The organism is Marinobacter sp. X15-166B (genome assembly GCF_001752365.1).
Classification (GTDB): domain Bacteria; phylum Pseudomonadota; class Gammaproteobacteria; order Pseudomonadales; family Oleiphilaceae; genus Marinobacter.
On sequence record NZ_MEIY01000001.1, the window covers coordinates 346,573 to 359,440 of the forward strand.

14 protein-coding genes are annotated in these 12,868 nt (G+C 61.1%); 8 read left to right on the forward strand and 6 right to left on the reverse strand.

What is annotated here, in order from left to right; translation table 11 throughout:
* Positions 1-94: 94 nt before the first annotated feature.
* On the reverse strand, positions 95-463 hold the full coding sequence (locus tag BG841_RS01630) for a DUF4870 family protein (protein ID WP_070056063.1): 369 nt from the start codon (positions 461-463) through the stop codon (positions 95-97).
* A 141-nt stretch (positions 464-604) separates the two neighbouring features.
* Between BG841_RS01630 and BG841_RS01635 the strand changes: the two genes are divergently transcribed.
* The gene (locus BG841_RS01635; RefSeq protein ID WP_070056064.1) at positions 605-1,912 is read left to right on the forward strand and encodes an MFS transporter; all 1,308 of its coding nucleotides are present in this window, start codon (positions 605-607) and stop codon (positions 1,910-1,912) included.
* Between the two features lie 21 nt (positions 1,913-1,933).
* Here BG841_RS01635 and BG841_RS01640 read toward each other — a convergent pair whose 3' ends face one another.
* Positions 1,934-2,554, reverse strand: a complete 621-nt coding sequence (locus tag BG841_RS01640) for a LysE/ArgO family amino acid transporter (protein ID WP_070056065.1) — start codon at positions 2,552-2,554, stop codon at positions 1,934-1,936.
* Positions 2,555-2,641: 87 nt separating this feature from the next.
* On the opposite strand from BG841_RS01640, the gene BG841_RS01645 reads away from it, so the two are divergent.
* Positions 2,642-3,538, forward strand: a complete 897-nt coding sequence (locus BG841_RS01645) for a LysR family transcriptional regulator ArgP (RefSeq protein ID WP_070056066.1) — start codon at positions 2,642-2,644, stop codon at positions 3,536-3,538.
* A 7-nt stretch (positions 3,539-3,545) separates the two neighbouring features.
* Here BG841_RS01645 and BG841_RS01650 read toward each other — a convergent pair whose 3' ends face one another.
* The 3 genes from BG841_RS01650 to BG841_RS01660 form a co-directional block, all read right to left on the reverse strand.
* On the reverse strand, positions 3,546-3,842 hold the full coding sequence (locus tag BG841_RS01650; protein ID WP_070056067.1) for a hypothetical protein: 297 nt from the start codon (positions 3,840-3,842) through the stop codon (positions 3,546-3,548).
* Between the two features lie 142 nt (positions 3,843-3,984).
* The gene (locus BG841_RS01655) at positions 3,985-4,230 is read right to left on the reverse strand and encodes a hypothetical protein (RefSeq protein WP_070056068.1); all 246 of its coding nucleotides are present in this window, start codon (positions 4,228-4,230) and stop codon (positions 3,985-3,987) included.
* A 163-nt stretch (positions 4,231-4,393) separates the two neighbouring features.
* On the reverse strand, positions 4,394-6,196 hold the full coding sequence (locus BG841_RS01660; RefSeq protein ID WP_070056069.1) for an acyl-CoA dehydrogenase: 1,803 nt from the start codon (positions 6,194-6,196) through the stop codon (positions 4,394-4,396).
* A gap of 138 nt (positions 6,197-6,334) precedes the next feature.
* On the opposite strand from BG841_RS01660, the gene BG841_RS17125 reads away from it, so the two are divergent.
* On the forward strand, positions 6,335-6,499 hold the full coding sequence (locus BG841_RS17125; RefSeq protein ID WP_198929146.1) for a hypothetical protein: 165 nt from the start codon (positions 6,335-6,337) through the stop codon (positions 6,497-6,499).
* A gap of 72 nt (positions 6,500-6,571) precedes the next feature.
* Here the strand turns inward: BG841_RS17125 and BG841_RS01665 are convergent, their stop codons facing one another.
* Complete coding sequence (locus BG841_RS01665; RefSeq protein ID WP_070056070.1) at positions 6,572-6,931, reverse strand: EF-hand domain-containing protein; 360 nt, start codon at positions 6,929-6,931, stop codon at positions 6,572-6,574.
* Between the two features lie 494 nt (positions 6,932-7,425).
* On the opposite strand from BG841_RS01665, the gene BG841_RS01670 reads away from it, so the two are divergent.
* The 5 genes from BG841_RS01670 to BG841_RS01690 are packed head-to-tail and all read left to right on the forward strand — an operon-like array spanning position 7,426 to position 12,863.
* Entirely contained in the window at positions 7,426-10,239 is a 2,814-nt protein-coding gene (locus BG841_RS01670) for a monovalent cation/H+ antiporter subunit A (RefSeq protein WP_070056071.1), read from the forward strand.
* The gene (locus tag BG841_RS01675) at positions 10,230-10,595 is read left to right on the forward strand and encodes a Na+/H+ antiporter subunit C (protein ID WP_070056072.1); all 366 of its coding nucleotides are present in this window, start codon (positions 10,230-10,232) and stop codon (positions 10,593-10,595) included. The genes BG841_RS01670 and BG841_RS01675 overlap by 10 nt, the downstream gene beginning before the upstream one ends.
* On the forward strand, positions 10,592-12,112 hold the full coding sequence (locus tag BG841_RS01680) for a monovalent cation/H+ antiporter subunit D (RefSeq protein ID WP_070056073.1): 1,521 nt from the start codon (positions 10,592-10,594) through the stop codon (positions 12,110-12,112). Before BG841_RS01675 ends, BG841_RS01680 begins: the two co-directional genes overlap by 4 nt.
* On the forward strand, positions 12,109-12,597 hold the full coding sequence (locus tag BG841_RS01685) for a Na+/H+ antiporter subunit E (protein WP_070056074.1): 489 nt from the start codon (positions 12,109-12,111) through the stop codon (positions 12,595-12,597). Before BG841_RS01680 ends, BG841_RS01685 begins: the two co-directional genes overlap by 4 nt.
* The gene (locus BG841_RS01690) at positions 12,594-12,863 is read left to right on the forward strand and encodes a K+/H+ antiporter subunit F (protein ID WP_070056075.1); all 270 of its coding nucleotides are present in this window, start codon (positions 12,594-12,596) and stop codon (positions 12,861-12,863) included. Before BG841_RS01685 ends, BG841_RS01690 begins: the two co-directional genes overlap by 4 nt.
* Positions 12,864-12,868 lie beyond the last annotated feature (5 nt).

Sequence of the window (12,868 nt, forward strand, 5' to 3'; positions counted from 1 at the left end):
GACAGGGCCACATTAGGCCCTATCAATACCCAACCGGCAACAAAGCCCGCAAAGTTCATTGCCAACGGTGTGGTGGTGCATGGCACTTAACCCATCAGGCTTCCGGCGGGCGGCCATCGTTGAGCGCCAGCGCGCCTTTGACGATGCGGTAAATCACCCAGATGGACACCCCCAGCAGAATAAACCAGCCGATCAGCAGGGGCACCGTCACCACCCCGATCACCGTCCACAGCAAGCCGATCCAGAAGGTACGGATTTGCCAGCGAAAATGCGGTTCAATCCAGGTATTGGCCACGTCTTCCAGTTTGACGTAATTCACAATGACGCCAGCCAGCCCGCTGATGCCGCCGACAAAAAACGACAGGGCCTGTAAAATATAAACCACCACCGCCAGGTTGCGACCGGAACCGGAATTGCGATCCGGACCGTCAGGATCAGCGGGAATGTACTCTTGCTCAGACACCTGGGCACTCCTTGATTGATGACCGTGTGAGCATAACACAGCTGTTTCCGTTCGCTGGTAGGGTGATAGGATGTTGAGGACCGGTGCCGCCCGGAACGGCACGCCGGCTCGGACGATTCAAGCGCTGTTCTGGAGGCGAATGTGACGCACCCGGCAAAATCCACGGCCGACGATCTCTACCGACTGATCGCCAATGAAGAAGACGCCCGTGTCTGCACCGATATTGCGGAAGACGCGTGTCACGAAGTTCCCCGTAATTTTTTTCTGATCCTGGGCAGCCTGTTCCTGACCAAGCTGGGCGATCTGCTCATCAGCCCGAAAACGGTACTCGCCTGGCTGCTCGGTGCGGTGGGCGCGTCCCATCTGGTGGCCTGGCTGGTGCCCATCCGGGAAGCGGGCTCGCTGATCCCGCAAATGATCATTGGTGCCTGGGTGCGCCGAAAACCGGTGCGCAAATGGTTCTGGGTGGGCGGCAGTTTCGGCCAGGCGGTCAGCGTGGCCGGTATGGCGGCCAGCGTGTGGTTTCTCGAAGGCACGCCGGCCGGGCTCGGGGTGCTGGCCGCGCTGGTGACGTTTTCTCTGGCCCGGGGGTTTTGTTCCGTGGCCATGAAAGATGTGCAGGGCAAATGCATTCCCAGAACCCGGCGCGGGCGTCTGTCCGGTCTGGCCACGACCCTGGGGGGTGCGGTTACTGCCGTACTGGCGATCGTGCTGTTTCAGGGGCAGGACGACCCCACCATGCTGTTCTACGGCATCCTGCTGTTGCTGGCCGCGGGCTTATGGGTGGTGGCCGGGGTGCTGTTTTCCGGTATTGAAGAGTTGCCGGGTGAAACCGGAGGGGGTGGTAACGCCCTGGCCACCGCCGTGGAGAATCTGGCGCTGCTGAAAACCGACGCCCACTTCCGCCATTTTGTGGTCACCCGGGCGCTGCTGTTGTGCTCTGCGCTGGCGTCCCCTTATCTGGTAGTGCTCGCGCAGCAAAACGACAGCACCGGCTGGTTGCTGGGCAGCTTTCTGTTGGCCAGCAGTCTGGCCAGTTCGGTGAGTGCCACGGTCTGGGGGTGGATGGCCGACCGCTCCAGCCGCCAGGTGATCATTTTGGGGGCCGCCATCGCCAGCGCCGTTTGCTTGCTGGTCGGCGGCCTGAATGTAGGGGCCGGTGCCGCGCTCACCTCCCCCTGGTTTTACCCGCTGGCCTTTTTTATCCTCAGCATCGCCCACGCCGGGGTCCGTCTGGGGCGAAAAACCTATTTGGTGGATATGGCCGGCGGCAACAAGCGCACCGATTACACCTCGGTCAGCAACACGGTCATCGGTGTACTGCTGCTGGTGACCGGCGGGCTGAGTGCGCTGGCATCCCTGATTTCACCCGGTGCGGTGATCATCATGCTGGGACTGATGGGCGCCGCTGGTACCGTGAGCGGCCTGCGCCTGCGTGAGCTGGAGTAAGCCGGCACCACGCCGGGTGGTTCACACCGCCGGCACGCTCAGCCCGCTGCCGGCAATCTGAATGGCAATGGCGGCCATCATCAGCGCAATCAGGCCGTCGATGACCCGCCAGGCAGCGGGCCGCGCCAGCACCGGCGCCAGGGTCGCCCCGCCCCAGGCCAGCACACCGAACCACAACACTGACGCGCTGCTGGCGCCGGCCAGAAACGGCAGCGGAGCGGTTTGTTGCGCACCGATGGCCGGTATCAGCAACAAGGTGTCCAGATAAACCTGGGGGTTAAGCAGGGTCACCGCCAGGGTGGTCAACACCACGGCTTTGAGGCTGCGGTCGGTGGCGGTACCGCTGTTGAGCGCCGCCCGCCCCTTCCACGAGCGCCAGAAGGCCTGTGCTGCCAGCCAGCCCAAAAACACCACCCCGAGCCAGCGTAACACCTGCAAGGCCTCGGGGTAGGCCAGCAAGGCTGCGCTGACCCCGAACATACCGGCGGTAAATAACATCGCGTCGGTGCTCATGCACAAACACGCCGCCCACCAATGATGCTCGCGCCGAATCGCCTGCCCCAGCACATAGGCATTCTGGGCCCCAATGGCCACGATCAGGCCGCCGCACACAACCAACCCGGTCAAATAACTTTCCAACACGCCCGCCTCCGTCTGAATACGGGACAAGCATACCTCACCATAGCTATACTAAAAATTCATATTGATAATATTGCATCAGTTTTGCTTATGCTGGATTACAAACTGCTGGAGGCGCTGGCCGCGGTGATCGAGTGTGGCGGCTTTGAACGGGCCGGTGCGGAACTGGGGCTGTCACAGTCCGCGGTCTCGCAACGCATCAAGCTGCTGGAGGCACGCCTTGGGCAACCGGTGCTGATCCGCAGCCCGGCCCTGCAGGCTACTCCGGTCGGCCAGAGTCTGCTCAACCACGTCCAGCAGGTGCAACTGCTGGAGCGGGGGTTGCGGCGCACCCTGCCGGCGCTGACCGCGGATCACACCCGGTTGCGCATTGCCCTGAATGCGGACAGCCTGTCCACCTGGTGGGCGGCCGCCATTGGCGACTTTTGCCAGCGGGAGGGGTTGCTGCTGGATCTGGTGGTGGAAGATCAGGATGTTGCCTTGCGGCGGATGCGGGAAGGCGATGTGGCGGCCTGTCTGTGCAGCAGCGCTCAGGCCATTGCCGGGGGCCGTTGTGTGCAACTGGGTACCATGACCTATCGGGCGCTGGCCACGCCCGCCTACATCGAACGCCACTTTGCGAGCGGCTTGCACAGCGATGCTTTTCGCACTGCGCCGGCAATTGTCTATGGCCCGCACGATCAACTGCAGCATCGGTTTCTGGCCCGCTACGACTACCACGGGCGTTTTCCGTATCACCTGTGCCCGTCGTCGCAAGGATTCGTGCAGCTGGCCCGGACGGGGATGGGATACGGCATGATCCCGGACCAGCAGGGGCGGCCGTTGACAGACAGCGGTGTGTTGCGGGATCTGGCCCCGCACCACGCCCTCAACGTAAACCTGTATTGGCATTACTGGCGCCACAGTGGCGGCTTTATGGAGCGACTCACCGATACCCTAAGCCGCATGGCCACGCAATATCTGGGTCCGGTGCAGAGTGGCCGGTAGCCCCGGCTTATTCGGTCATGTCCCTGTAGCCGTCTTCGACTGCATCACCGGCATCTTTGGCCGCATCACTGAGGTCCTCACCGACTTCTTCAGCGGTGTCTTTGGTTTTTTCCCAGGCGCTGTCGGTTTCGCCCGTGGCATCCTGAATGGCATCGCCGGTATTATCCACAGCATCTTCGGCAATATCGCCAGCGTTGTCCGCGGCGCGCTCCAGATCCATACCCTGATTTGAGTCTTCCTGACCACAGGCTGCCAGACCAAGAGCCATCATCAGTGCCAATGCACTCAGCGTTAACTTGTTCATGTCCGTTCCTTTCGTTGGTATGCGGTGGGTTCGCTACAAAGTTTAGTCGTGTCCAAAACCCGGGCACAACCACGGCGCCGTTACACTTTATCCACAGTTCACCGCCACAGGCGCCGCCTGCTCCTTAACTTCCGGTAAGCTCTCAGCCGGGTGACACCACCAACCCGTCCACCATCATCACCTGATCAAGTCGCACCAACTCCCCCCGCCCCAGCAACACAAAATCTTCCCCGGCCCGGTGAAACAGATCTTTGACACAGTCATGGACCGACTGGATCCGGTTGGTGCTGTCACGGTACACCACTTCAGTGATCGCACCGCTGGCGCGTAATCGGGTCAGGAGCGTATGTACACGACCGCTAACCGGCCGATAGGCATGGTTTCGCATTGAAGGCAGCCTTTTTATTGTCTGCGATTGCCAGTACAGGACAGCCAGATCTGCCTGGGTACCCGAACAGTGTGGCCCAGTACCCAGGCGGGCGCCAACCGCGGTTAACACCCGGACGGATGGTTAAAAAAAGTTAGGTGCGCGCAGCGCTGCCCGGACGTCATCAGAACCAGTCAGGCGCCATGTTCAGGCAGGTATCGTCCTGATTGCGCAGCAACACCAGATCCTGCGCCACCCGGGGCAACTCCCAGTGGAAGAAGTATTGCGCGGCCTGCAGTTTGCCCTGGTAGAAGTTGCGCTCTTGCCCGGCACTGAGCGCCGCCAGGCCCCGAACCGCCGCATTGGCCTGGCGCAGCCACATCCAGGCCACCACTATGTGACCGAACATATGCAGGTAGCAGGAGGCGTTGGCCAGAGCGGCTTCCGAGTCCCCCCGCGCCAGAGTCTGCCCCAGGGTCTGGGTCACTTTGACCGCCTGCTGCAGGGTTTCACTCAGGGACAGTGCCCATTGCTGGCAGCGCCCGGGCCGGGCCGCCTCGAGATCGTTCTGCATGGCCTGCATCAGCAACTGCAGACCGTGACTCTGATCCTGCCAGATTTTCCGGCCCAGCAAATCCAGGGCCTGAATACCGTTGGTGCCTTCATGAATCGCATTCAGGCGGTTATCCCGCCAACACTGCTCGACCGGGTACTCCCGGGTGTAACCTGCGCCCCCATACACCTGAATGGCCAGATCGTTGGCCTTGGGACCGTATTGCGAGGGCCAGGCCTTGATGATGGGGGTTAACAGGTCCAGCAACCGGCCGGCTTCCTGACGCTGTCCGGAGTCAGGGTGGGTGCGCTGATCGTCCATCAGTCGGGCACCGTACAGGCATAACGCCAGGGCCCCTTCCGAGTAGGCCTTCTGCGCCAGCAGCATGCGCCGGACATCGGTGTGTTCAATGATCGGAATCTGTGGGGATGCGGGGTCCCGGTTCGCCGCTGTGCGCCCCTGCACCCGGCCCCGGGCATAGTCCAGGCTGTGCATATAGCCCCGATAGCCGATCGCGGCCGCCCCCAAACCCACGCCAAGGCGCGCTTCATTCATCATCTGGAACATATAGCTGAGCCCTTGCTGGGGCTCGCCGACAAGGAACCCCAGACAGGGCTGCTGGTCGCCAAAGCTGAGGGCGGTGGAGGTGGTGCCGCGGTACCCCAGTTTGCGAATCAATCCTGCCAGGGCAACCCCATTGCGGGTCTGCGGTTCACCCTGTGGGGTCACCAGAAACTTCGGCACGATGAACAAGCTGAGACCCTTGACCCCGGCGGGCGCGCCCTTGATTCGGGCCAGGACCAGGTGGATGATATTGTCCGTCAACGACTGTTCGCCACCGGAAATGTAAATCTTCGCCCCCTTGATCAGATAGCTGCCGTCGTCTGCCGGCGTGGCGGAAGTGCGGATATCCGCCAACGAGGAGCCGGCATGGGGTTCGGTCATCGCCATGGTGCCTGCGAAGCGGCCCGACAGCAGGTGGGGCAGATAGACCTCCCGTTGCTGGGCGTTACCAAACGCCCGGATCAGGTTGGCCGCCGCAGCGGTCAGCAGCGGGTAGCCGGCCGTCGCCGGGTTGGCCGCAGTAAACAGTCCGTTACAGGCGGCCATGACGGACTCGGGCAATTGCATCCCGCCCAGCTGATAATCGAAACCGCCCGCCAGAAAGCCCGCCTGTGCGTAAGCATCTACCGCTTCCTTCACCTCGGGCAGCAGGCTGATCTCGTTGTCAATGAGTGTGGGTTCGTCTCTGTCGGCCGCGCGGTTGTGATTGGCGAACTTGTCCCGCGCGAGACACTCTGCCGTGTCAAGAACCCCATCGTAGCTCTCACGACTGTGTTCCTTGAACCGCTCCCGGGTGACCAGGCTTGCGGTGTCGAGCACCTCGTAGAGCTGAAAGGCCAGATCCTGACGATCTATCAGTGTGTCCGTCATAACTTCTCCTGCTGGTAACCGGGCGCGGCCGTATGCCCCCGCCATGGCGCGGCTTATGCATCTATTTGAGTGACAGGCCGGTTGGCCGCCAAGAACGTAAATAATTTCGACAGGTGTAACGCGTGGGGAGGTATTACCATGAACACACCCATCAATGCCAGCACGCATGACCGCCTGACCCGGCTGTATGCCCTGAAGCAAAAACAGTTGCGTCAGGCCAGTCAGCACACCGACAGCCTGCAGTATCGTGTGCTCGTGGCCGAAGCCCGGGCCATCAGTGACGCGTTGAAAGCGTCACCCTGATCGCGCGCCGGGCAGATACAAAAAACCCCAGGTCTTGCGGCCTGGGGCACGTATCAAGCGGGGAGTAACAAGTTACTCCATGTTCATTTGGTACTCTTCGTACTCCTCACGGCCGACTGCACCGTCGCCATCTTTGTCCAGTTCGTCCATGCGCAAATTCCGGCGTTCCGCATTGCTTTCACCTGCCTGACCGGCGGCGGTACTGCCGTGCACGTTCAACTCTTCTTCACTGAGCATGCCGTCGCCGTCGGTGTCGAGTTCGTCAAATCGGGCTGCGCCCATGTGACTGGCGGTGGAATCCATCATTTTGCCATGGTCTTTGCCGGAATCCATCGCATCAGACGCGTGATCGCCGTGGCTGGCCGCCATCGTCAGCGGCGACATCATGGCCAGAGAAACGGCGGTAACAAGGGTCATCATTTTGATCTTCATAAGGTGTCTCCTGTATAGGTGCCCTTTTGGATCTGTCGTTGACCATCGGGTTGCCGACACGTTTCGTGGGGCCACCCGACCCATTCAGTTAGAACCCAAAGCCGCCGTATTTCCAGTGAAACTTCCTTAATCCCGGCGCTCAGGCGCCTGGTTGGGGGCCCCGATTATGTCGCTATGCTATCTGAATCAGGGTGATTTGCTTGACCTGCCGCACTTGGCACGTATTATCTGCCTTCAAGATTTAACTGCGGAGTATTCATGGCTGTTCAGCCTTCATCCAGTAACGACCAAAGAGATCTCCTCTCTCGCATGCGCCGGGGAAGACTTCCTTACCTGCCCGATCCGCCCTGCCACTGCTGATTGCAATAGCGGGTCAGGCGTCCAATCCGTGCAGATGCCTGTACCGGCGTCTAGACTTTGCTAACTTCTTCGAAATCCACTTTGTCAATACAATGACCCGGATGCCCTAGTCCGGATTCAATTATGAGGTTGGCATGACCCTATCGCTGGTCGTATTACTGCCTTTTCTGGGCGCCATTGCCGCACCACTGTTTGCTCAAGCCGGACGCACGGCCATCGCCATTGCATCGTCGGTTCCGGCGGTGGTGGCCCTGAGCATCCTGTTTCCTCACTGGAAAACCCTGGCCTCAGGCAACGTGTTTCTGGAAACCTACCAGTGGTTGCCATCGCTGGGTGTCTCGCTCAGCTTCCGCCTGGACGGGCTGTCGATGCTGTTCGCCCTGCTGATCCTGGTGATTGGTCTGCTGGTGATTGTTTACGCCCGCTACTATTTGAAACCACAGGAGAACATTGGCAAGTTTTACGCGCTTCTGCTGTGCTTCATGGGTGCCATGCTGGGCATTGTCTTGTCCAGCAACCTGTTGCTGATGCTGATTTTCTGGGAATTGACCAGCGTGGTGTCGTTCCTGCTGATCGGTTACTGGAGTCACAAAAAAGACGCCCGCCGGGGCGCCCGCATGGCACTGGCGATCACCGGTGGCGGCGGTCTGGCGTTGCTCGCCGGCATTCTGCTGCTGGGCCACATCGTGGGCAGCTTCGAGCTGGATCAGGTACTGGCCGCCGGAGCGCTGATCAAGGCCCACCCGCTGTACCCGTTTGCACTGGCGCTGGTGTTACTCGGCGCGTTTACCAAATCCGCCCAGTTCCCGTTTCATTTCTGGCTGCCCCACGCCATGCAGGCGCCCACGCCAGTGTCCGCTTACCTGCATTCGGCCACCATGGTCAAAGCGGGCGTGTTCCTGCTGGCACGTTTGTACCCGGCGCTGGCGGGCACCGAGCAGTGGTTCTTCATGGTCAGTTTTACCGGCATGCTCACCCTGCTGATCGGCGCCTATGTGGCGTTATTCAAGCATGACCTCAAAGGCTTGCTGGCGTATTCCACCGTCAGCCATCTGGGTCTGATCACCCTGCTGTTTGGCATGGGGACGCCGCTGGCAGCCGTCGCGGGACTGTTCCATGTGGTCAACCACGCCACCTTCAAGGCGTCGCTGTTTATGGCCGCCGGCATTATCGACCATGAGACCGGCACCCGCGACATGCGCCACATCAACGGGCTGTGGCGGTTCATGCCCCACACCGCCACGCTGGCGATGGTCTCCGCCGCGTCCATGGCCGGGGTGCCCCTGCTGAACGGGTTCATCAGCAAAGAGATGTTTTTTGCCGAGGCACTGCAGATCAACCTTCCCGGCATCTGGGTGTATCTGCCGCCGGTCATTGCCACTCTGGCGGGTATCTTCGGGGTGGCCTACTCGGCACGGTTTATTCACGATGTCTTTTTCAACGGCAAACCGCTGAATCTGCCCATTTACCCGCCCCAGGAACCCCCGCGATACATGAAGATCCCGGTGGAAATTCTGGTGTTTGCTTGCATCATGGTGGGCATGTTTCCGGCCATTTCGGTCGGCCCGCTGCTGTATGCGGCGGCCGCGGCCACCCTTGGCGGCCCGGTGCCCGACTACGAACTGGCGGTGCTGCACGGATTCAACCTGCCGTTATTAATGAGCTTTCTGGCTTTCTTCGGCGGTTTGCTGCTGTACACCCAGCGCCAGCGCCTGTTCGATTTCCACGCCCGTTTCAAGGAAATCGATGAAAAGGCCGTGTTCGAAGCGCTGGTCGCACGTCTGGTGGATCGCGCCCATCAATTTACGGCGCGCATTGAGAATGGCTCGCTGCAACGCTATGCCACGCTCTTGGTGGTCAGCGCCATTGTGGTCGCCGTCATGCCCCTGAGCGAGCTGGGCATTTCCATTGGTGCCAATGGCCTGACCCCGCTGGACTGGCCGACAGCCCTGGGCGCACTGATTCTGGTGGTGTGCGCGTTTGGCACCGTGTACATGCACCGCAGCCGCTTTTTCGCGCTGATCCTGCTCAGTGTCGTGGGCTTGATGGTGTCCCTCGGATTCGTACGGTTCTCATCGCCCGACCTGGCCATGACCCAGCTCTCTGTGGAGGTGGTCACGATTGTGCTGCTCATGCTGGCCCTGTATTACATGCCCTCCTGGACGCCCGTGGAAACGCCTCTGTCGCGCCGGCTTCGCGATGGGGCGCTGGCCCTCACCGCCGGTGCCGGCATGACCCTGGTCACCCTGGCCATGCTGACCCAGCCGTTTGACTCCATCTCCAGTTTCTTCCTGGCCAACAGCAAGGTCGGCGGCGGTGGCACCAACGTGGTCAATGTCATCCTGGTGGATTTCCGCGGCTTCGATACCCTGGGCGAAATCACCGTACTGGCGATCGCGGCTCTGGGGATCTACGCCGTGCTGAAAGGCACGACCCTGCCGGTCCCCCCCGGGGACGGCTTCGGACACCCTTGGGCCCGCGACAACCATCCGGTGATGTTGCGCCAGATCGCCCGGCCCATGCTGCCCCTGGCTCTGATGATCTCCGCTTACGTGTTCCTGCGCGGTCACAACATGCCCGGAGGCGGTTTTGTGGCGGGGCTGATCACCTCGGTGGCGTTGATTCTGCAATACGTCGCCAGTGGCATCGTCTGGACCCAGGAGCGCATACCATTCCGCTACCACAATGTGATCGCCCTCGGTCTGCTGTTCGCGACCGTGGCCGGCGCGGGCAGTTACGCCTACGGCTACCCGTTCCTCACCTCCGCCTTTGGCTATATCACCTGGCCGGTGGTGGGCAAGTTTGAAGTGGCCTCCGCGCTCGTGTTCGATCTGGGGGTGTACCTGGCGGTCGTCGGGGCGACCTTGCTGGCATTGGTCAGCATCGGACGCCTGTCACCTCACTCCGCAACCAAAAGTCTGAAAACAAGGGGTTCACGATGGAACTGACCGTTGCTCTGGTTATCGGCGCACTGACGGCGTCCGGTGTGTATCTGCTGCTGCGTGCCCGCACCTTCCCGGTGGTGCTCGGTCTGACCCTGTTGTCCTATGGCGTCAATCTGTTCCTGTTTGCCACCGGTCGCCTGATGACCGGTGGGCAACCGATTCTGGGCAGCACCGAGACCTACTCGGACCCACTGCCACAAGCGCTGGTGCTCACCGCCATCGTCATCGGCTTTGCCATGACCGCCTTTGTGGTGGTGCTGGCGTTGCGCAGCCAGGCCGATCACCAGGACGACCATGTCGACGGTGCCAACCATAACGGCCACCAGAATTCGACGGTAAGCCAGGAGCAGAGCCGATGAATCATTGGTTGACCGCTCCCATCCTGATTCCGTTGCTGGGTGGTATCCTGCAGGTGTTTGTCGGCTACGCGCCGCTCCCCTTGCGGCGCACCCTGGCGCTGGCCACTACGGCCATTCTGCTGGCCTCCGCCATAGCGCTGCTGGCCCTGGCCAACGACGGCAGTTACCGCGCCTATACGCTGGGCAACTGGGCACCGCCGTTTGGCATCGTCCTGGTGCTCGACCGGCTGGCGGCACTGATGCTGGTGATGACCGCAGTGCTCGCGTTCTGTTCACATTTGTATGCGATCAACCGGGTGGATGAAACCAGCCGCCAGTTTCACTCCTTGTATCTGTTTTTGCTGATGGGACTGAACATCGCGTTTCTGACCGGGGATCTGTTCAATCTGTTCGTGGCGTTTGAAGTCCTGCTGATCGCTTCCTACGGCCTGCTCATGCACGGCAAAGGCACACAGCGGACTGTGCCCGGATTGCATTACGTGGTCCTGAATCTGGCCGGTTCGGCGCTGTTTCTGATCAGCGTCGGCATGATCTACAGCGTCACCGGCACCCTCAACATGGCTGACCTTGCCATCAAGGTGGCCCGGGTCAACCCGGCCGACGTCCCCATTCTGCAGGCCGGGGGCATGTTGCTGCTGGTGGTATTCGCCTTGAAATCCGCCATCTTGCCGCTGTGTTTCTGGCTGCCAAAGGCCTACGCCAGTGCCACGGCCCCCGTCTCCGCCATTTTCGTGGTGATGACCAAGGTGGGTGTCTATGCCATCCTGCGGGTTTATATCCTGATCTTCGGCGCCGAGGCCGGCGCCCTCGCCAACCTGGGACTGGACTGGCTGTTCCCGCTGGCGCTGGCCACGCTGGTGATGGGGGTGATCGGCGCCCTCGGAGCCAACAACCTCAAGACCCTGGTCACCTGGCAGGTGCTGATTTCGGTGGGCACCCTGTTTGCGGCTATTGGTCTGGGGAACGTTGCAGGGGTTTCCGGTGCCTTGTTCTATATGGTCAACACCACCTGGGTAACCGCCGGCCTGTTTCTGGTGTGCGATCTGGTTGCCGGGCAACGCGGTTGCGTGGGTGACAAGATTGTCACCGCCCCGCGGATGCACAACCGAACCCTGCTCAGCGTCCTGTTTCTGCTGGGTGCGGTCGCTGCGGTCGGGCTGCCGCCTCTCAGCGGTTTTTTCGGCAAGCTGCTGATTTTGAAAGCAGCCACGCCCGGCCCGCAGATGGTCTGGCTGTGGGCCGTACTGTTGATCGGTGGATTCTTTACACTGATCGCCTACAGTCGCGCCGGCTCCATCGTGTTCTGGCGTAACAGTGAAGGCCATGTGGCCCAAATCGAGCGCCTCACGGTTCCGGTCACCGTCAGCACCGGGGTGCTGATTGCCATGAGTGCCGCCATCGTCGTGCTGGCGGGCCCGTTCAGTGCCTACGCCGAAGCCACCGCCCGGCAACTGTTTGACACCGGCCAGTACCTTGAGATTCTGCACACACCGACCATCGGGAGTGACACACCATGAGTACACGTCTGGGTTTTCCGCAACCTTTTCTCAGCGTCATTCTGTTTTGCGTCTGGCAGCTGCTCGGTGACGGCGTGTCGGGCGCCAGCATCATCGTCGGCCTGGTGCTGGCCTGGCTGTTGCCGCAACTCACCCGCGGCTTCTGGCCGGAGCGGCCGGCAACCAGGAAGCTGTGGCTGATGCCCGTTTACGTGCTGCGGGTGCTGGTGGACATCGTCATGGCGAGCATCTCGGTAGCCCGCCTGGTGCTCAATCCGCGCCAGCCGGAGCCGGCGTTTATCAACTATCCGGTTACGCTGGAGAACCCCCTGGCGATCACCATTCTGGCCAGTACGGTATCGCTGACACCGGGAACCGTCAGCGCCGACATCAGCGATGATTATCAGGTCTTGCTGATCCACGCCCTGGATACCCAGGATCCGGACCAGGTGATTGCGGATATCCGGCGACGCTATGAAGCCCCCCTGCTGGAGATGTTCAAATGATTACCGCAGCCCTCTACATCACCATCGGCATGGTTACTCTGGCGGTGGCGCTGAACACTTACCGGTTGTTCAGGGGCCCGGACGCGGCTGACCGGGTGCTGGCCCTCGATACCCTGTACATCAACGCCATTGCCCTGATTATTCTGTTCGGCATAGCTCTGGGTACGCACCTGTATATGGAGGCCGGTCTGCTCATCGCCGTGATGGGGTTTGTGGGCACCGTGGCCATGTCGAAGTATCTGAAACGCGGCAGTGTGATTGAATAATCAAC